This window comes from Cellulomonas sp. (assembly GCF_035634735.1).
Classification (GTDB): domain Bacteria; phylum Actinomycetota; class Actinomycetes; order Actinomycetales; family Cellulomonadaceae; genus Cellulomonas.
In genome coordinates this window covers 12,943-30,521 of sequence record NZ_DASQCJ010000205.1, presented here as the reverse complement: position 1 = coordinate 30,521, position 17,579 = coordinate 12,943, and the positions used below count along the sequence as shown (strand labels likewise).

The 17,579-nt window shown below is 75.3% G+C and carries 14 protein-coding genes; 2 read left to right on the top strand and 12 right to left on the bottom strand.

Annotated features, from left to right (window positions below; genetic code table 11):
* Nucleotides 1–27: 27 nt before the first annotated feature.
* From VER05_RS16860 to rfbF, 11 genes are all read right to left on the bottom strand, one after another.
* Nucleotides 28–1,248 carry a glycosyltransferase family 4 protein gene (locus VER05_RS16860; protein WP_324846474.1) on the bottom strand — a complete coding sequence of 407 codons (1,221 nt, stop codon included), beginning with the start codon at nucleotides 1,246–1,248 and terminating at the stop codon, nucleotides 28–30.
* Nucleotides 1,245–2,132 carry a glycosyltransferase family 2 protein gene (locus tag VER05_RS16855; RefSeq protein WP_324846473.1) on the bottom strand — a complete coding sequence of 296 codons (888 nt, stop codon included), beginning with the start codon at nucleotides 2,130–2,132 and terminating at the stop codon, nucleotides 1,245–1,247. Before VER05_RS16855 ends, VER05_RS16860 begins: the two co-directional genes overlap by 4 nt.
* Nucleotides 2,133–2,172: 40 nt before the next feature.
* Nucleotides 2,173–5,478: a discoidin domain-containing protein gene (locus tag VER05_RS16850; RefSeq protein WP_324846472.1), complete on the bottom strand. Its 3,306-nt coding sequence runs from the start codon at nucleotides 5,476–5,478 to the stop codon at nucleotides 2,173–2,175.
* 1 nt (nucleotide 5,479) lies between these two features.
* On the bottom strand, nucleotides 5,480–6,304 hold the full coding sequence (locus VER05_RS16845) for an ABC transporter permease (RefSeq protein WP_324846471.1): 825 nt from the start codon (nucleotides 6,302–6,304) through the stop codon (nucleotides 5,480–5,482).
* A 3-nt stretch (nucleotides 6,305–6,307) separates the two neighbouring features.
* Nucleotides 6,308–7,516 carry an ABC transporter ATP-binding protein gene (locus VER05_RS16840; RefSeq protein ID WP_166944183.1) on the bottom strand — a complete coding sequence of 403 codons (1,209 nt, stop codon included), beginning with the start codon at nucleotides 7,514–7,516 and terminating at the stop codon, nucleotides 6,308–6,310.
* Nucleotides 7,513–8,583: a glycosyltransferase family 4 protein gene (locus VER05_RS16835; protein ID WP_324846470.1), complete on the bottom strand. Its 1,071-nt coding sequence runs from the start codon at nucleotides 8,581–8,583 to the stop codon at nucleotides 7,513–7,515. The genes VER05_RS16840 and VER05_RS16835 overlap by 4 nt, the downstream gene beginning before the upstream one ends.
* Nucleotides 8,576–9,754: a glycoside hydrolase family 99-like domain-containing protein gene (locus VER05_RS16830; RefSeq protein ID WP_324846469.1), complete on the bottom strand. Its 1,179-nt coding sequence runs from the start codon at nucleotides 9,752–9,754 to the stop codon at nucleotides 8,576–8,578. The genes VER05_RS16835 and VER05_RS16830 overlap by 8 nt, the downstream gene beginning before the upstream one ends.
* 325 nt (nucleotides 9,755–10,079) lie before the next feature.
* Nucleotides 10,080–11,363 (bottom strand): NAD(P)H-dependent oxidoreductase, encoded by a 1,284-nt coding sequence (locus VER05_RS16825; RefSeq protein ID WP_324846468.1) that lies wholly within the window; start codon nucleotides 11,361–11,363, stop codon nucleotides 10,080–10,082.
* Nucleotides 11,360–11,920 carry a dTDP-4-dehydrorhamnose 3,5-epimerase gene (rfbC, locus tag VER05_RS16820; RefSeq protein ID WP_324846467.1) on the bottom strand — a complete coding sequence of 187 codons (561 nt, stop codon included), beginning with the start codon at nucleotides 11,918–11,920 and terminating at the stop codon, nucleotides 11,360–11,362. The genes VER05_RS16825 and rfbC overlap by 4 nt, the downstream gene beginning before the upstream one ends.
* Entirely contained in the window at nucleotides 11,917–12,945 is a 1,029-nt protein-coding gene (locus VER05_RS16815) for an SDR family oxidoreductase (RefSeq protein WP_324846466.1), read from the bottom strand. Before VER05_RS16815 ends, rfbC begins: the two co-directional genes overlap by 4 nt.
* Nucleotides 12,946–12,949: 4 nt before the next feature.
* Nucleotides 12,950–13,774, bottom strand: a complete 825-nt coding sequence (gene rfbF / locus VER05_RS16810) for a glucose-1-phosphate cytidylyltransferase (RefSeq protein WP_324846464.1) — start codon at nucleotides 13,772–13,774, stop codon at nucleotides 12,950–12,952.
* 345 nt (nucleotides 13,775–14,119) lie between these two features.
* Between rfbF and VER05_RS16805 the strand changes: the two genes are divergently transcribed.
* Together VER05_RS16805 and VER05_RS16800 are read left to right on the top strand one after the other, a co-directional pair.
* On the top strand, nucleotides 14,120–14,959 hold the full coding sequence (locus VER05_RS16805; RefSeq protein ID WP_324846463.1) for a polysaccharide deacetylase family protein: 840 nt from the start codon (nucleotides 14,120–14,122) through the stop codon (nucleotides 14,957–14,959).
* Nucleotides 14,956–16,056: a glycosyltransferase family A protein gene (locus VER05_RS16800; RefSeq protein WP_324846462.1), complete on the top strand. Its 1,101-nt coding sequence runs from the start codon at nucleotides 14,956–14,958 to the stop codon at nucleotides 16,054–16,056. Before VER05_RS16805 ends, VER05_RS16800 begins: the two co-directional genes overlap by 4 nt.
* A 188-nt stretch (nucleotides 16,057–16,244) precedes the next feature.
* On the opposite strand, the gene lhgO is transcribed toward VER05_RS16800, so the two are convergent.
* Nucleotides 16,245–17,465 carry an L-2-hydroxyglutarate oxidase gene (lhgO, locus tag VER05_RS16795; protein ID WP_324846461.1) on the bottom strand — a complete coding sequence of 407 codons (1,221 nt, stop codon included), beginning with the start codon at nucleotides 17,463–17,465 and terminating at the stop codon, nucleotides 16,245–16,247.
* Between the last annotated feature and the right edge of the window lie 114 nt (nucleotides 17,466–17,579).

The window sequence follows — 17,579 nt, the reverse complement described above, 5'->3', positions numbered from 1 at the left end:
ACAAAACGGACATCTGGTGCAAAAGGTTCACCCGACCGGCGTGGGTGAAACGCCGGCCACCTCGGTGAGCACGGCGTCCAGGCGCCCGCGGGCCCAGGCCCAGTCGTGCGTCCGGGCCCAGGACCGGCAGCGCGACCCGATCCGGCGGCGCAGCGCCTCGTCGTCGGCCAGCGCCTCGAGCGCCGCGGCGAGCTCGCCCGCGTCGTCCGGGCGCACCAGCACGCCGGCGTCGCCCGCGACCTCGGGGATGCCGCCGATCGCGGACGCCACGACGGGCACCCCGCTGGCCATGCCCTCCATCACGGTGAGCGCGAACGGCTCCGCCCACCGGGACGGCACGACCACGACGTCCGCGTCCCGGTACACCGCGGCCACCTCGGCGCGCGGGGTGAACGGCAGCAGCCGCACCCGGTCGCCCAGCGCGGCCGCCCGGGCGCGCAGGTCCCGCTCGTACGGCGACGGCGCCGCGCCCGCGTCGAAGTTCTGCGAGCCGACCATCGTCAGCTCGACGTCGTCCCGGCCCAGCCGCGCGACGGCGTCGAGCACCACGTCCGCGCCCTTGTCCGGGATCATCCGGCCGACGAACAGCACCCGCAGCCGCTCGCCGCGCCCCGGGTCCGCCCGCGGCACGAACCGGGTGGTGTCCACGCCGTTCGGCACCACCCGGAGCCGGTCGCGCAGCCGCGCCGGCAGGTGCGCCGCGGTCTGGTCGGCCAGCGCGCCGCTCACGCAGACGATCGCGGCCGCCCGGCCGAGCACCCGGTCGGCCTCGCGCGGGGAGTACGTGCGCAGCAGCAGGTTGTGCGCGTACAGCACGGCCGCGTGCCGCTCGTGCACCAGGGGGACCAGCTGCGGGGCGTTGTGCGCGAGCACCACGCCGGGCGCCCAGGCGTCCTGGTCGCCGAGCGTCGGGCGCAGGGTGCGCCGCACGCCGGGGCGGGGGAGCCCGAGCCGGCCGGCGAGCGCGTCGACGTACCGGTCGGCCGGGCGCGCGGTGGCGAGCGGGTAGCCCACCGGGTCGGCGCTGGCGTACCGGTCGGGGTAGGTGCCGTCGGCGACCACGACCCGCGGCCGCGGGGTGGCGCCGGCGGGCAGGGCCGCGCACAGGCCGTCGACGACCGTCGGGATGGCCGAGCCGGTGCGGGGGGAGAAGTGGTCGCCGGGCGTGAGCACGTGCACCTCGGGCACGCGCGCGGCCGCGGCCGCGCCGCCACCGCGGCCCGCGGGAGCACCGCCGGGTCCGCTCACCGCCGCCGGCTCCGCGGCTCGAGCCCCAGCGCCGCCCACACGTCGGCGGCCGGCCCGCGCCAGCGCGGCAGCGTCCACGCGACCGGGATCGTCGCCAGCGCCCGCGCCTTCTCGGCGGCCGGCGCGTCCGACGCCAGCACCCCGCGGGCCAGCTCGACGCTCACCTTGGTGTGCGGGAACGCGAACCGCACGGACGCCGACGGGGCGTGCCACGCGACCTGCGCCTGCCCCTGCTGGGAGAACTGCTCGCTGTGCCGGCGCTGCAGGAACAGCTGCTCGGGCACCAGCTGGAACGGCCCCTGGCAGGCGAGCTCGGCGAGGATCACCAGGTCGTTGCCGACCGTCGGCCGGATGCCCCGGGTGCGGCGCAGCGCGTCCGTGCGGTGCAGGCCGTAGAACAGGTGCGCCGCCTGGGCCCGGAGGAAGTGGCCCATCCGCTCGTGCGGGGTGGGCTCGTCGCACGCCAGGTCGGCGTCGTTCAGGTCCTCGGTGATGATCCCGCCCGCGTCGATGATCTGGGTGCGCGGGTACACCAGCACGGTCGCCGGGTCCGACTCCGCGAAGACCTCGAGGCAGCGCCGGACGAACGCCGGGCGCCGCACGTCGTCGGCCGCGGCCCAGGTGAAGTACGGCGCGGAGGCCATGCCGAGCACCTGGTTGAAGTTCCACCGCCCGCCGCCGTTCCGCTCGTGCCGGACGTACCGGATGCGGTCGTCCTCGGCCGCGGCGGCGCGGCAGATCTCCTCGGTGGCGTCGGTCGAGGCGTTGTCCGAGATCACGATCTCGAGGTCGGCCTCGTCCTGCTCCCGCACCGAGTCGAGCGCGGCCGGCAGGTACTTCTCGCCGTTGTAGACGGGCATGCCCACGGTGGCCCTGGGGCTCATCGGCGTCGTCCCTCCTGGGAGCGGGTGGCGGTCGGGTCGGTCATGCGGCGGGTCCGTAGGCGGCGAGGCGCACCAGCGACACGGGCCAGGTCGGCTCGGGCCGCACGGGCTCCCACGCGGGGAGCAGCCCGCCGGACTGGCCGGAGTAGTTCACGTCGGGGACGGTGAGGCCCCGGGTGGTGGTCGACGGCACCTGCACCCGGATCGCGGTGACGGTGCGCGGCTCGAAGGTCACCGAGGTGGTGCGGGCCAGGAACAGGCCGTCCTGCCGGCCGACCTCCCGCCACTCGCCGTCGTCGCCCTGCACCTCGACGGTGTAGGCGCGGACCCCGGAGGTGCAGCACCGGATGCCGGCGCTCTCCACGACCACCCGGTCGACCGTCGCGGGCGCCGCCAGGTCGACCTGCACCCACGGGCTGACGTCCGGGCCGTCGTCGGTGCGGGCACCGGCCCGCCACGGGTTCGCGCCGGCGCCGCCCTCGGCGACCAGGTCGGCCGGGTCGGTGCCGTCGGTGCTGGAGCTCGCGGTCACCGAGCCGCCGGCCAGCAGGTCGGCGCCGGCGTCGGCGGCCGGGGCGACGGCGAGGTCCGCGTCCGCGGTGAGGAACACGGGCGACCCGGTCACCGGCAGCGCGGTCGGCTCGCCGGCGGCCAGGTCGACCGTCCGGGTGCCGCCGTAGACGTCGGTCACCGTCATGGTCGTCGCGGCGTCCGCCGTGACCAGCGCCGAGGTCACCTCGTCCTGCGTCCACACGGCCAGCAGCGCGTCGTCCCGGGTGCCCGCGGGGGAGGGGTTGCCGGCGGCGGAGGGCGCGCCGGTCGCCGGGCCGAACGCCATGGCGTGCAGCGCGGGGTCGCCGGTGTCGAGCAGGTCGGGCGCGCCCCGGCCGTCCAGGACGCCGGACACCGCGGCCATGGCCAGCGCGCCGGGCTTCACGAACGAGCCGAGCTGCACGAGCGACCAGGTGAAGCCGCCCTCGCCCCAGCCGCCCTCGCTGAAGAAGTACATCCACTCGTCGACGCCGAGCTCGCGCATCCACAGCAGGGACCGGGCGACGTCGTACGCCTGCGCCCAGTGGTTCGCCGGGCCGTCCGACCACCAGCCGGACTCGGTGTCCCACACCGGCACGTCGGCGCCACAGGCCGCGAGCACCTCGCGCAGCGCCGTGATCTGGCCGATCGGCCCGTCGGCGCCCTCCTCGTCCCAGGACCGGTTGAACCCGGTGTACGGGTGGATGCCCACGACGTCCATCGCGGCGCAGCCGCCGGCGTCGACCACCTGCTGGTACCAGGGCACGACCACGTTCAGCGCGTTGCCGCCGATCACCCGGGCCTGCGGGTCGACCCCGCGCACCGCGTCCGCGAACGGGGTCAGCACCTGCGTCGCGTAGGCCGCGCCGTCGCCGAAGCCGGTGTTGTTCGGCTCGTTCCACGGCGCCCACAGGTGCAGGTCGGGCGCGCCGCCGTGCAGCGCGGCCGCGATCACCCCGACCCAGGCGCCCCAGGTGCCGTCGGCCACGGCTTCGGCCTCCGCCTCGCCGCCCTGGCCGACCTGGACGTACAGCTGCACGTCGGAGTCGGCGGCGAGGGCCGCGGCGGCGGCGATGCCCGCGTACGGGTCGCCCTCCTCCGCGCCGGGCAGCGCGGCGAGGTCCAGCCCGGCCGCCGAGGGGGTGGCCGCCACGTCCGGCACCAGCCGGCCGAAGTCGAGCTGCACGCGGTGGCTGCCGAGCCCGAGCTGGGCCGCGAGCTGGACGCCGCGCAGCGGGCCGGGCCCGCCCCAGTCGGCGCCCTCGGCCAGCGAGGCCGGGTCGAACGTCGCGCCCTCCGCGCCCACGGCGTACCGCAGGCAGGTGGCGGTGCGGACCTCGCCGGTGGCCTTCTCGACCAGCGTGGCGTGCACCTCGTACGGCCCGGGCCGCGCGGCGGGGACCTCGAGCGGCACCTCGCCGCCGTCGACGGGGATCGCCACGGTGCCGGAGGTGCCCGCGACGGGCGGGTCCAGCCACGGGTCGCCGGTCACCTCGTAGCGGAGCTCGTAGGCGTCGCCGAGCGCGCCCCAGGCCGGGGTGAACTCCACGTGCACCGCGGGTGTGGTGCCGGGCGCGACGTAGTCGTCGGCCGCGTCGGTCGCCAGGCCCGCGCCGAAGCCGAGCAGGTCGAGCGAGGAGGCGTGGTTCACGTCCCAGACGATCGGGGCGTCGAGCAGCAGGTCCAGGTCGGCGTCGGTGACGCGCGACAGCTGCAGCCCCTCGCCCTCCTCGCGCGGGGAGGCGAAGTAGACCGCGTCGCCGCCGCGCACGAACGGCGTCAGGTCGGCGAACCGGAAGGTCGAGCCCTGGCCCTCGCCGGACAGCGACTGGCGCCGCCACACGCCGTCCGGGCCGACCTCGAGCAGCCGCCAGGTCGGGCCGGCGAGCAGCAGCCCGCCGTCCGCGGCGGTGGCCACGCCGGTCGGGTGGTCGAGGCCCGGGGCGCGCCCGTTCGACCCGCCGGACAGCGGCCCCTCGAGCCGCAGGCCCGGCGTGCCGTCCGCGGTGTACTGCTGGAGCGCGATCGAGGACGACTGGTCGTCGGCGTCGCTCATCAGCACGAGCGTGCCGTCGTCCTGCGGGTAGAACCGCGGGTACGACCCCCACTCCAGCTCCGGGCCGTCGCCGTCGACCGTGCCGTCGGCGCGCAGCAGCGCGAGGCGGTGCGAGTCGGCGAGCACGACCGAGGCGAGCACGCCGGAGCGGCCCGCGGTCCAGCCGAGCACCGCCTGCACGTCGCCGCGCCGCAGCGCCGCCAGGTCCCAGGTGGTGCCGGCGTCCGCGGACCCCGCGGCCCACTGCGCGACGGTGGTCCCGTCGCCCGAGCCGTCGGCGGCGACCACCGCTCCGTCGGAGGTCAGCGCGAAGCTGGTCGGCGCGTCGTCGCCGCCGTCCACCACGACCGGCGTGCCCGCCTTCCCGGCGGACGTCCAGCGGCTGATCGTGGCCGTGCCGCCGTCCACCTGGAGCGCGGCGACCTGGTCGCCGGCGGCGGCCAGCTGCAGCGGCACGGCGTCGCCGAGGTCCGCCAGGTCCTGCACGGTCGCGACCGGGGCGTCCGCGGCCAGCGCCGCGTACCGGTCGGGGTCCGCGACGCCGCACATCCGGGCGGCCGGGTCGCCGGCCGTCGGCGCGCTGGCCACGGCGCCGTCCCCGGTGCCGGGCTGCTGCGCGGCGAGCTGCCACACGCCGAGCCCGGCCGAGGCGCCGAGCACCGCGGTCAGGCCCAGGACCACGCCGCGGCGGCCCCACCGGCGGCGGGGTGCCGGGGTGGGGGCGCCGGGCGGCGGGCCGGCCGGGGGTCCGGAGGCCACGTCAGATCACGTCCGCGAAGCCGCGTTCCATCTTCGAGAAGATCAGCGCGCCGCCGACGAACACCGCGACGCTCACCCCCGCCGTCGCGGCCATCTGCCACGTCTCCGGCTGCGCGAGGCCGAGCAGCGACCAGCGGAAGCCCTCGAGGATCCAGGTCAGCGGGTTGATGTCGAACAGCCAGCGGATGCTCTCGCCCACCTCGCTCAGCGAGTAGGCCAGCGGGCTGGCGTAGAGCAGCGTCTGCAGCGCGAACGGCACCACGTAGGCGATGTCGCGGAACTTCACCATGAGCGCCGAGGCGGCCATGCCGAGGCCGGAGCCCAGCAGGATCACCGCGAGGATCCACAGCGGGAGCGTGAGCAGGGCCCAGGTGATCGGGATGTCGTACCAGACGATCAGCCCGACCATCAGCACGCCCGCCACCAGGAAGTCCACCAGCACCGAGAGCACCGAGGACAGCGGGACGAGCAGCCGCGGGAAGAACACCTTGGACACCAGCGCCTGGTTGTTCACCAGGGACGGCGCCGCCCGGGACACGATCCCGTTGAACAGCGTCCACGCGAGCATGCCGGTGAACGAGAACACGAAGTACGGGACGCCGTCGCTGGACAGGTCGGCGATCTGCCCGAACACGATCGAGAAGATGCCGGCGCTCAGCAGCGGCTGCAGCACCACCCAGATCACGCCCAGCGCGGTCTGCCGGTAGCGCAGCTTGAGGTCGCGGATGCCGAACCGGGTGAAGACCTCGCGGGCCTCCCACATCTCGCGCCACGCCGGCAGCGGCAGGCGCCCGGGCGGGTTGATGACAGTCGTGCGCGTGGCCATCGCTCAGCGCCTCTCGTAGTCGAAGTCGGCGAGGACGAGGCCCGCGTCGAGCCCCTCGTCGGAGACCGCCTGCGGGTAGGGCAGCACCGGGTGGATCTCGAACCGGCCGGCGCCCTCGAACGAGTCGAGCACCCCGGAGGAGCACACGAACAGGTCGACCGTGTACTCGCCGGGCTTGAGCCAGGGCTCCTTGATGGTGAGCGCGATCTTCTGCTCCTGCGCCGGGTCCAGCCACAGGCCGCTGACCCGGGAGTCGCACTGCAGGATCGTGGTGCCGTGCCGGTCGTTGATGTGGCAGGACACGAAGTACTTGCCGATGTAGTCCGCGTTGGCGGACACCAGGAACTCGATGGTCTTCGGCTCGGTGGTCTTGTAGAGCGGGCTGGAGACGGTCGCGGAGGTGATCCGGACCTCGCCGGTGCCGGGGCGGCGGTCGATGTCGGTCTGGCTGATCGCCACCCGGTCCCGGCTGGTCTGGTAGAGCTCGATGGCGTCGTCGACCGTGCCGTGCATGACGAGGTTGCCGTGCTCCAAGAAGATCGCCGAGGTGCACAGGGTCTTGACGGTCTGCACCTGGTGCGACACGTACAGGACGGTGCGGCCCTCGGAGGCGACCGTGCGCATCCGGTCGAGGCACTTGGCCTGGAACTCCGCGTCGCCGACCGCGAGCACCTCGTCGACCGCGAGGATCTCGGTGTCCAGGTGCGCGGCGACCGCGAACGCCAGCCGGACGTACATGCCGGAGGAGTACCGCTTCACCGGGGTGTCGAGGAACTTCTCGACGCCGGAGAACGCCACGATCTCGTCGAAGCGCTGCTTGATCTCGCTCTTGCGCATCCCGAGCAGCGTGCCGTTGAGGAAGACGTTCTCCCGGCCGGTGAGCTCGGGGTGGAAGCCGGTGCCGACCTCCAGCAGCGAGCCGACCCGGCCCGCGAGCTCGATCCGGCCCCGGGTGGGCGCCGCGACGCGGGTGAGCAGCTTCAGCAGCGTCGACTTCCCGGCGCCGTTGCGGCCCAGGATGCCGACGGCCTCGCCGCGGGGGATCTCGAAGCTCACGTCGTCGAGCGCGCGGAACTCCTCGTACTGCGCGCGCTGCAGCGGGTGCCGCAGGCGCTGCAGCACCGCCTCGGCGGCCGTGGACGGGGCGTCGTCGGACGTGGCGATCCGGTACGACTTCCCGACCCCGGCGGCCCGGATGGCGACATCGGTCATGACTGGTCTCCGTGCTGCTGGGGGGTCGTGTACAGGCGCTCGTACGCGTCGGCGACGGCGGTGAGCGAGAAGGCGCGGGACCGCTCGAGGCCCGCGGCGGACAGCGCCGCGCGGCGCGGGGCGTCGAGCAGCACGTCGGCCAGCGCGGTGCCCAGGTCGTCCAGCTCGGCGAGCACCGCGGCGCGGCCCTCGTCGGAGACGTACCGGGCGCCGACGTTCGGGGTGGCGACGACCGGCAGGCCGCTGGCCATCGCCTCGGCGTACGGGATGCCGAAGCCCTCGTAGGACGACGGCAGGCAGAACACCCAGGCGCGGCGGTAGGCGTCGGCCAGGTCCTCGTCGGACAGCCGGCCGAGCACCCGGATGCCGGGCCCGGGGTCGGCGGGGGCGTCGCGCGTGACCATCCACAGCTCGGCCTCGGGCACCCGCGGCAGCACGTCCCGGGCGAACGCCGCCGCCAGGTCCTTGCCGCGCTTGCGGCCGTGCCAGGTGCCGACGAACAGCACCACCGGGTGGTCGGCGCGCCCCGCGGCGTCGCCCGGGGTGAACCGGGCGGTGTCGACGCCGTTTGGGATCACGTCGTGCGACCGCGGCACCCAGCGGCGCGTCTGCGGGGACACCACGACGACCCGGTCGGCGACCACGGAGGCGAGCACCTCCGTGAACCCGAGCAGCAGCATCCGGAGCTTCTCCTTGGCGCCGCGGATGTGCCGGGCCTCCTCGAAGCAGGAGCCGTGCACCGTGCGGACGTGCAGCGGCGCGCGCCGGCGCCACAGCCAGTAGTCGTCGCCGTGCGCGTGCAGCACGTCGTAGCCGGTGAAGTCCTGCTTGCGCAGGTCGGTCGCGAACCGGAACGTGCGCAGCGAGCCGGACATCGCGACGTGCCGGTGGCCGTAGGCCGCGCCCGGCACGGGTGGGCAGTCGCTGAACATGTCGACGTGGTGGCCGCGGCGGGCGAGCTCGGTCGCGAGCTCGTGCGCCTGGAAGCCGACGCCGATCTTGCTGCCCGACGGGAGGTAGTAGGACAGCATCGCGATGCGCAGCGGGGAGGTCGTGGCCTCAGCCATGCGCGACGCCGTCCGTCGGGGCGGTGCGGCCGAGCGCGTGCGTCGGGGTGAGCACCCGGGCCGGCTCCGTGGCGAGCGTGCTCGTCGCGGTCAGGCCGTCGCGCAGCGCCTCGAGCCAGGCGTGCCCGTGCTCCAGGTCGGGCTCGAGGTAGTTGCCCTCGGCCCACTCGTTCCAGGACTTGACCCACAGCAGCCGCTCGGCGGGCCGGCGCGCCTGCAGGGTGTCGACGGCCTGGCGGACGTGCCGGCCGAACAGCTCGGGGGTGGAGCCCGTGAGCACCACCGCGCGCGACCCGGACCGCGGGGAGTTGTCCCAGTTCGGGTAGACGCACGGCTGCAGCCGGTCGGAGATGCCCGCGGGGGCCGGCTCGAAGTCCGGCGCGTGCGGGAACACCTCGGGGCGGCCGAGCTTGCGGCCGACGCGCATCCGCAGCACGTCCGCGCGGGTCTGCCGGGCGGGGATCCGCATGTACACGCCGGCGTCGAAGCCGGCCGCGTCCACGTCGGTGTACTTGGGCCCGCGGCTCAGCAGGTCGGACACCTCGGCCACCAGGTACAGCCCGGGCAGGCCGGCCGCGCGGGCCATCGCCTGCCAGCGGTCGACGAACGCGGCGGCGTCCGGCAGGTCCTCCGGTCGGAACACGTAGAACACCGGGCGGTCGTCCACCCGGAGGTAGCGCTCGTCCCGGAACGCCGGCAGCAGCGAGTCGAAGTGCGCCTCCTCGTCCTCGGGGCCGGGGTAGGTCTGCTCCATCAGGACGCGGTCGCTCGCGCCGTGCCAGATGCCGCTCCAGGTCTGGTTGGCCCAGGCGAGGCAGAACTTCACCGACGGGGCGCCGGACGCGAGCACCTCGGTGAACGGGCGCTCGAGGATCCGCCGGCCGCCGCCGAACCAGTAGTGCCAGTACACGAACGCCTCGACGCCGTAGCGCTGCGCCAGGTCGCTCTGCGCCTCGCGCGCCTCCGGCATCCGCAGGTCGTAGAACCCGAGGTCCGCCGGGATGTGGGGCTGCACGTGCCCGCGGAACAGCGGCCGGGCCTTCGCGGTGTTGGTCCACTCCGTGAAGCCGGGGCCCCACCACGCGTCGTTCTCCGGCACGGGGTGGAACTGCGGCAGGTAGAACGTCACGGCGCGGGCGCGCAGGTCCGTGCTGCTGTCGGTGGACGGCACGGTCCCCCCTCTCCTGGTGGTCCTGGGTGGCCGGGGGGCGGGTCGTCGTCCCCCAGGCCCGTTCCTGCTGGCATGCAGCCTATGAGTAGATTTGTCCGGTTTGTCCGCCGACCCCGGGTGAAGCGGCTGGCATCCGGGTGATCCGCCGCGCGGGCGCCGCCGGGCGCGCCCGGCCCGCGCGGGGTGGGCTGGGCGCGTGGGGCGCCGGGCCCCCGTGCGGTCGCGCGGGAAGGCGCGGGGGAGCGCATCCTCACCCGATTCTCGCGCTGCCCCCCCGATCGAGCGGGGGGCAGCGCGAGAAGAAGGTGGGGACGCCGTCGCCGGCTCAGGCCAGGGCGGCCTGGGCCTCGCGCAGGCGGTCGACGAGGCGGCCCTCCGGGAGCCGGACGTCGTCGTACGTGAGGGTCGCGTCCTTCGGGACGTCCCTCACCAGCACGCAGCCCTCGGCGACGCCGACCGGCAGCAGCCGCTCCGACCGCGTCACGTCGGCGCGCTCGGCCTGGCCGTAGTAGTGGTACCCGCCGAGCGCGTCCAGCACGGTGCCCGCCGCCAGGTCGGTCTTGGCCGTGGTGACGACCTCGACGGACGGCGCCCCGAGCGGGCGGATCGTCGCGTCGCCGAGCAGCGCGGCCCGGGCGATCGTCGTCGGCACCTCGAAGTGGCACAGGTGGTACGGCTGGTAGAACGAGTAGAGCGGCCCGGTGCCCAGCTTGTAGAGCTCCAGGTAGTGCCGCTGCTTCGGGTCGTCGTGCGTGGCGAGGACGTAGACGCCGGGCCCGGGCCTCGCCCCGACCACGTAGTCCACCGCCCCGCCGAGCGCGCGCAGCTCGTCCACGTCGTACCGCGTGGTGAGCTCGTCGACGTGCCCGTCGTGGTCCATGCCGAGCATGCCGCGCCGGTGCACCGACATGCCGGTGGCGTTGGCGACCAGCGCCTGCTCGACGGACACCTTGGTGCCGTCGGCGAACGACGTGACCATGTGCGGGTCCTGGCCCCAGCGCTCGGCGAACGCCTTCTGGGTCGTCGGGGTGCGGTACTCGTCCTGCAGGCCCTTGATGTTGCCGGCCACCAGCGGCGTCAGGCCGAGCCCGGTGACGAACCGGTGCAGGTTCATCTGCACGCCGGGCTGGTCGCCGTCGCAGCCGGTGTAGACCACGCCGGCCTTGTCGGCCAGGCGCGCGAGCTCGCCGCCGACCGTCGCGTCGACCTCCGCGTTCATCAGCACCAGGTGCTTGCCGTGCTCGAAGCAGGCCAGCGCGACGTGCGCGCCGAACTCCACGGCGCCGGTCACGTCGACCACCACGTCGACCGCGTCGGACGCGATCGCGACCCGGTGGTCGGCGGTGACGGCCGGGGTGCCCGCCGCGGCGGCGCGGGTCAGCGCGGCGGGGGAGTCGACCTCGACGACGCCGGAGAGGCCCGCCTCGGTGTACGCGCGCACGCCCTGCTCCGGGTGCCGCGCCGCGATAGCGACGACGTCCATGCCGGGCACGGAGTTGACGATCTGGTTCACCAGGCCGCGGCCCATGAACCCGGCGCCGACCAGGGCGACCCGGATCGGGCGGCCGTCGGCCTGGCGCGCCTTCAGCAGCGAGTCGACGACGATCACGGCGCCACCTCGGCGGCCTCGGCATCGCCGGCGTCGACCAGCGGCCACGCCCGGTCCTTGTCCGAGATCGCGGTCACGGGCACGGGCCACTCGATGCCGAACGCGGCGTCGTCGTACCGGAAGCCCTGCTCGCCCTCGGGGGCGTACGGCCCGCTGACCTGGTAGATCACCTCGGTGTCGTCGACCAGGGTCTGGTAGCCGTGCGCGACGTACGGCGGGATGAACAGCGCGCGCCGGTTGGCGGCGGTCAGCTCGACCATCACGTGCTGCCCGTAGGTGGGGGAGTCCGGGCGGACGTCCACCGCCACGTCGACGATCGCGCCGGCGGTGCACCGGACGAGCTTGCCCTCGGCGTACGGGGGCACCTGGCGGTGCAGCCCGCGCAGGGTGCCCGCGGCGTGGTTGTACGACAGGTTGCACTGCGCCACCGCGACGTCCAGGCCGTGCGCCTCGAACTCCGTGGTGTCGAACGTCCGGGCGAAGAACCCGCGGTCGTCCGACCGGAGCTCGAGGTCGACGATCATGACGCCGTCGACGGCGGTCGGGGTGTACTTCACGGGTTCACCGTCCAGAAGAGCTGCGGGTCCACCTGGCCGGTCTTGAGCAGGTGCTCGATCTGCGCCAGGCGGGTGTGCCCGCGCCCGGTGAACGTCTCGGTGTCGAGCTGGATCTGCTCGAACACGCGGTGCAGCTGCGCGGCGCCGGCGGCGGCGTCCCAGTCGCATCCGAAGCCGGGGAGGACCTCGCGGATCTTCGCGAACGACACCCGGTAGGACCGGTTGTCCGCGCTCGGCTCGCCGAACGACACCTCGCAGCCGGGGAACTCGGCCCCGACCGTCTGGGCGATCTCGCGCACCGTGTAGTTGTTGGAGTCCGCGCCGACGTTCAGCACCTGCGCGTGGACGTCCTCGCGCGGGGCGTCGAGCACCGCGCGGATCGCCTTGGCGATGTCCAGGCCGTGCACCAGCGGGCGCCACGGCGTGCCGTCGGAGGTCATCGCGATCCGGTGCGTCGTCCAGGCCAGGCCGGCCAGGTTGTTCAGCACGATGTCGAACCGCTGCCGCGGCGAGGCGCCGAACGCCGTCGCGTTGCGCAGGAAGGTCGGGGAGAAGTCGTCGTCGGCCAGGGCCGTGACGTCCCGCTCGACCAGCGCCTTGCACCGCGCGTAGGCGGTCTGCGGGTCGGTCGGGCTGGTCTCGTCGACCGTGCCGTCCGCGACGCCGTAGACCGAGCAGGACGACATGTAGACGAACCGGCTCACGCCGGCGCGCTTCGCGGCCGAGGCGAGCGCCACCGAGCCGTGGTGGTTGATGTCGTACGTGACGTCGCCGATCCGGTCCCCGATGGGGTCGTTCGACAGCTCGGCCATGTGCACCACCGCGTCGAACCCGACCAGGTCGTCCGGCGTGACGTGCCGGATGTCCTTGACGAGCGTGTGCGGGGTCTCGTGGACGCCGTTGTAGAGCCAGCCGTTCTTGTAGTAGCCGGTGTCGAGGCCGGTGACCTCGTCGCCGCGGCCCAGCAGCGTCGGTGCGAGCAGGCTGCCGAGGTAGCCCTCGGTGCCGGTGACCAGGATGCGCACGCGCTCAGTCCTCCCAGATCTTCCAGGGGGCGCGACCTGCGTCCCACAGTCCGTTCAGCTCCGTCCAGTCACGGAACGTGTCCATGCCCATCCAGAAGCCCTCGTGCTCGTACACCGAGAGCTGACGGTCCCGGGCGAGCTGCTGCAGCGGCGCGCTCTCGAGCATCACCGCCGGGTCGTCGTCGAGGTACTTGTCGACGAACTCGCGCTCGAACACGAAGAACCCGCCGTTGACCCAGCCGTCGGCCAGGGTCGGCTTCTCGTTGAACTCGACGACGGTGTCGCCCTCGACCCGCATCTCGCCGTAGCGGCTGGACGGGTGCACGCCGGTGAGCGTCCCGAGCAGCCCCTGCTCGACGTGGTGCCGCAGGGCGCCGGTGATGTCGACGTCGCCGATGCCGTCGCCGTACGTCAGGGCGAACCGGTCGGCGTCGAGGTGCTGCGCGACCCGGCGGATGCGCGCGGCGGTCGCCGTGGTCAGCCCGGTCTCGACGAACGTGATCTCCCAGTCCTCCTTCGCGGCGGTGCCGTGGAAGACGGGCTCCGACTCCGCGCCGTCCGCGCCGAGGTGCAGCGTGAAGTCCGACGTCAGGTGCCGGTAGTCCAGGAAGTACTGCTTGATCAGGTCGCTCTTGTAGCCGAGCGCCAGCACGAACCGGCGGAAGCCGTGCTCGCTGTACGTCTTCATGATGTGCCAGAGGATCGGCCGGCCGCCGATGTCGACCAGCGGCTTCGGCAGCTTCTCGCTGGCCTCGCGGAGGCGCGTCCCCATGCCCCCGCACAGGATCACCACCGGGATGTCGGCGGGCGACAGGTCGCCTGCGGTCATGGCTCCTCCTCGGACGGGGGGTGTGGGATGCGCCGCGAAGGCCCCGCGGCAGCCCCGAGGCTAGTCCGGGCATTTCAGGCCAGACAGGTACTAACGGGTGAAAACCGGACATATCACCCCAAGGGGGCCGCGGCCGGGTGGCCGGGTCCCCCGGGTGGCCCAGGGGCCCGGTCGCGGACCCCGCTGCCGGGGCGGACGGCGCCCCGGTCGCCCGGCGGGGGCGAAACCTGTCGAGCGTTCGGGTGAAAAGCCCCAAATCGGACAAACCGGGCCGGTTGCCGCGGGCACACTGTCGTCCGGCGGGCGCCCTGCAGGCCCGCCCGGCTCGATGCGAGGGGGAGGTCGATGGTCGTCGAGAAGCCGGCGCTGCACCGCGGCACCCGCCCGGCGCCGCGCGACCCGGGGGAGATCCTGGTGCTGCGGCGCGACCTGGGCGAGTTCGGGGCGCCCGCGCCACGTCCGCTGCCGGACCGGGCGCCGCTGCGCCTCGCGCGGCCGCTGCTCCGCGGGCTCGCGCCCACCGCCTGCGTGCGCACCGCGGACGCGGTCGCCGCCCTGACCTACGACGACGGCCCGCACCCGGACCACACGCCGGGGCTGCTGGACCTGCTCGCCGACCGCGGCCTGCGCGCGACCTTCTTCGTCCTGGCCGACGCCGCGGAGGCGCACCCGGACCTGGTGCACCGCATCGTCGCGGAGGGCCACGAGCTCGCGCTGCACGGCCCCGACCACGGCCGGCTCAACCGGCTGCAGGACGCGGAGGCGGTCCGGGTGGTCGCGGACGCCCGGCGTCGCGTCGAGGCCGTCGCCGGCGTGCCGGTCACCCTGTTCCGGCCGCCGTACGGCGCGCACCGGCCCCGCTCGCTGCGCGGCTGGACCCGGTCCGGGCTGGACGTCGTGATCTGGTCCGGCTGGGCGGAGGACTGGGTCGACGCCCCGGTCGCGGACGTCGCGGCCCGCGCCCGCGCGGCGCTGCACCCCGGCGGGATCCTGCTGCTGCACGACACCCGGGCCGACCCCGAGACCCTGGGCCCGGGGGAGGCGCTGCCCGCGTTCGACCGGGCCGCGGTCACGGCCGCGCTCGTCGACCCGCTGCTCGCGGAGGGCTGGTCCTTCGACACCGTCGGCGGCCTGCTCGGCCGGTACCCCCGGGTGCGGTCCGTCTTCCGGGAGCTGATGTCGTGAGCGGCCTCCGGGACGGCGTCGGGCGGCCCGCCGGCGTCGAGCTCACCGTCGTCGTCGCCGCGTTCGACGCCGAGGCCACGCTCGGCGCGCAGCTCGACGCCCTCGCGGCGCAGCGGGTGCCGTTCGCCTGGGAGCTCGTGGTCGCCGACAACGGGTCGACCGACGGGACCGCCGCCCTCGCGCGCTCGTACGCGGACCGGCTGCCCGTGCGGGTGGTCGACGCCTCCGCCACCCGCGGCGCCGGCGCGGCCCGCAACGTCGGCGTCTCCGTCGCGCGCGCCCCGCTGGTCGCGTTCTGCGACGCGGACGACGTCGTCGGCGACGGCTGGCTCGCCGCGATGCGCGCCGCGCTCCGCACGCACGCGTTCGTGGCCGGGCGGTTCGAGGGTGAGCGGCTGAACGGGCCGCGCGTGCTCCGGTCCCGGACGATCCCGCAGACGACGGGCCTCCAGGAGTCGACCCTGCTGCCCGGGCTGCACGCGGCCGGGGCGGGGAACATGGGCATCCGCGCCGACGTGTTCCGGGCCGTCGGCGGCTTCGACCCGGGCTGCCTGTTCCTCGAGGACACGGACCTGTGCTGGCGGGTGCAGCTCGCCGGCGTGCCGCTGACCTGGGCGCCGGAGGCGGTGCTGCACGTGCGGCTGCGCGGGACGCTCCGGTCGACGCTGCAGCAGGGGTACCACTACGGGTCGGGCGAGCACTGGCTGGCGCTGCGGTACCGGGAGCAGCAGGGGCGGCTGCGGGCGCTCGCGGCCGGAACTGCGGCCGGCGCGGGGGCCGCGTCGGGTGCGCGCGCCGTGCCGGCGGGCGCCGTGCCGGCTGCGGGTGCCGCGGTCGCGGTGCCGCCCGCGGGCGCGACCGCGCACCCGCACCCCGGCTGGCGCCGCGCGCTGCACCGGGTGCGGCTCACGGTGGGCGCGCTCGCGCGCGTGCGCTCGGTGGCGGAGCTCGGCGCCTGGTGCTGGGAGCTCGGCTTCGGCCTGGGCTTCGCGTTCGCGCGCGTCGACACCCCGAGCCCGGTGGTCGTGACCCGGGTCGTGCCGGGCGCGGCGGCCGCCGTCGCGCTGCCCCCGGCGGACCGCACGGTCCCCGCCTGATCCGCGGCGTCGGGCCCGCGCCCCCCTCGCGGCCCGGCGCCGCTCCCGCGCGTCGCTGCCGCGCGTCGCTGCCGGGTGCCGCTGCCGGCTGCCGTCCCGGCGTCGTCGCCGAGTCTCCGATCCCGGACTGGGTCGCACCGGTCGCCGACAGGCGCGGGACGGAGACTCGGCGCCCGGGCGCGCCGCCGTCAGGCCGCGCGCGCCGCCGGGAGCGCCGCGTCGAGCTGCCCGACGATGTGCCGCGCGATCTCCAGCGACGCGGTGGCCGCCGGCGACGGCGCGTTCAGCACGTGCACCTGCCGCCCCTCGCCCTGCAGCAGGAAGTCGTCGACCAGCCCGCCGTCCCGGCGCAGCGCCTGCGCGCGCACCCCGGCCGGCGCGGGCACCAGGTCGCCCGCGGTGATCCCGGGGACCAGGCGGGACAGGCTGCGCGCGAACGCCCGCCGGGACAGCGACCGGCCGACCTCGGCGGCACCGGGCACCAGGTTGCGCGCGGCGAGCCGCCACAGGCCCGGCCACGCCAGGCTGTCGGCCAGGTCGCGCGGCGAGACGTCGGTCCAGGTGTAGCCCTCGCGGGCGAGCGCGAGCACGGCGTTCGGCCCCGCGTGCACGTGGCCCTCGATCCCGCGGGTGAGGTGCACGCCGAGGAACGGGAACCGCGGGTCCGGGACCGGGTAGATGAGCCCGCGGACCTGCGCGCCGGCCTCGGGGGTCAGCTCGAAGTACTCGCCGCGGAACGGCACGATCCGGGCCTCGGGCTCCAGCCCGCACGCGCGGGCGAGCCGGTCGGCGTGCAGGCCGGCGCACACCACCAGCGCGTCGGCCTCGCGGTCGGCGCGGGAGGTGCGGATCTCGACGCGGCCCGGCGCGCCCGGGGTGTCCGGGACGGTGCGCGCCGCCAGCACCTCCTCGCCGAACAGGATCCGGCCGCCGGCGGCCTCGACGTCGGCGGCGAGCGCCCGGCACACGCCGGGGTAGTCCACGATGCCGGTGCTCTCGACCCGCAGCGCCGCGACGGCGCGGACGTGCGGCTCGTGCTCCCGCGCCTCCTCGGGCGTGAGCCGGCGCGCGGGCACGCCGTTGGCCTCCGCGCGCCCGGCCAGCTTCTCCAGCTGTGGCACCTCCGCGTCCGAGGTGGCGACGACGAGCTTGCCGCACACGTCGACCGCGACGCCCTTGGCGCGGGCGTAGTCGACCATCGACCGGGCGCCGGCCGCGGCCATCGTCGCCTTGAGGCTCCCGGGGGCGTAGTAGAGGCCCGAGTGGATGACGCCGGAGTTCCGGCCGGTCTGGTGCAGCGCCAGGCCGTCCTCCTTCTCCAGGACGGTCACCTCGTCGCCGCGCGCGGCGAGCCGGGCGGCGACCGCCAGCCCGACGATGCCGGATCCGACGACGACGACGTGGCTCATGGCGCGCTCCTCGGTGCTGCGGGGCCCCGTGCGGGGCGGTGCGGGCGGGCCCGGGTGGCTCGTCCGCACGGCGAGGCTAGTCGTCTGATCTGTCCCCTATGTCGTGTTTCACCC

Coding starts and splice junctions, on each gene's coding strand:
- VER05_RS16855 (WP_324846473.1), bottom strand. CDS start 2,132: ATGAGCCCCAGGGCCACCGTGGGCATGCCCGTCTACAACGGCGAGAAG.
- VER05_RS16845 (WP_324846471.1), bottom strand. CDS start 6,304: ATGGCCACGCGCACGACTGTCATCAACCCGCCCGGGCGCCTGCCGCTG.
- VER05_RS16840 (WP_166944183.1), bottom strand. CDS start 7,516: ATGACCGATGTCGCCATCCGGGCCGCCGGGGTCGGGAAGTCGTACCGG.
- VER05_RS16835 (WP_324846470.1), bottom strand. CDS start 8,583: ATGGCTGAGGCCACGACCTCCCCGCTGCGCATCGCGATGCTGTCCTAC.
- rfbF (WP_324846464.1), bottom strand. CDS start 13,774: ATGACCGCAGGCGACCTGTCGCCCGCCGACATCCCGGTGGTGATCCTG.
- VER05_RS16805 (WP_324846463.1), top strand. CDS start 14,120: ATGGTCGTCGAGAAGCCGGCGCTGCACCGCGGCACCCGCCCGGCGCCG.
- lhgO (WP_324846461.1), bottom strand. CDS start 17,465: ATGAGCCACGTCGTCGTCGTCGGATCCGGCATCGTCGGGCTGGCGGTC.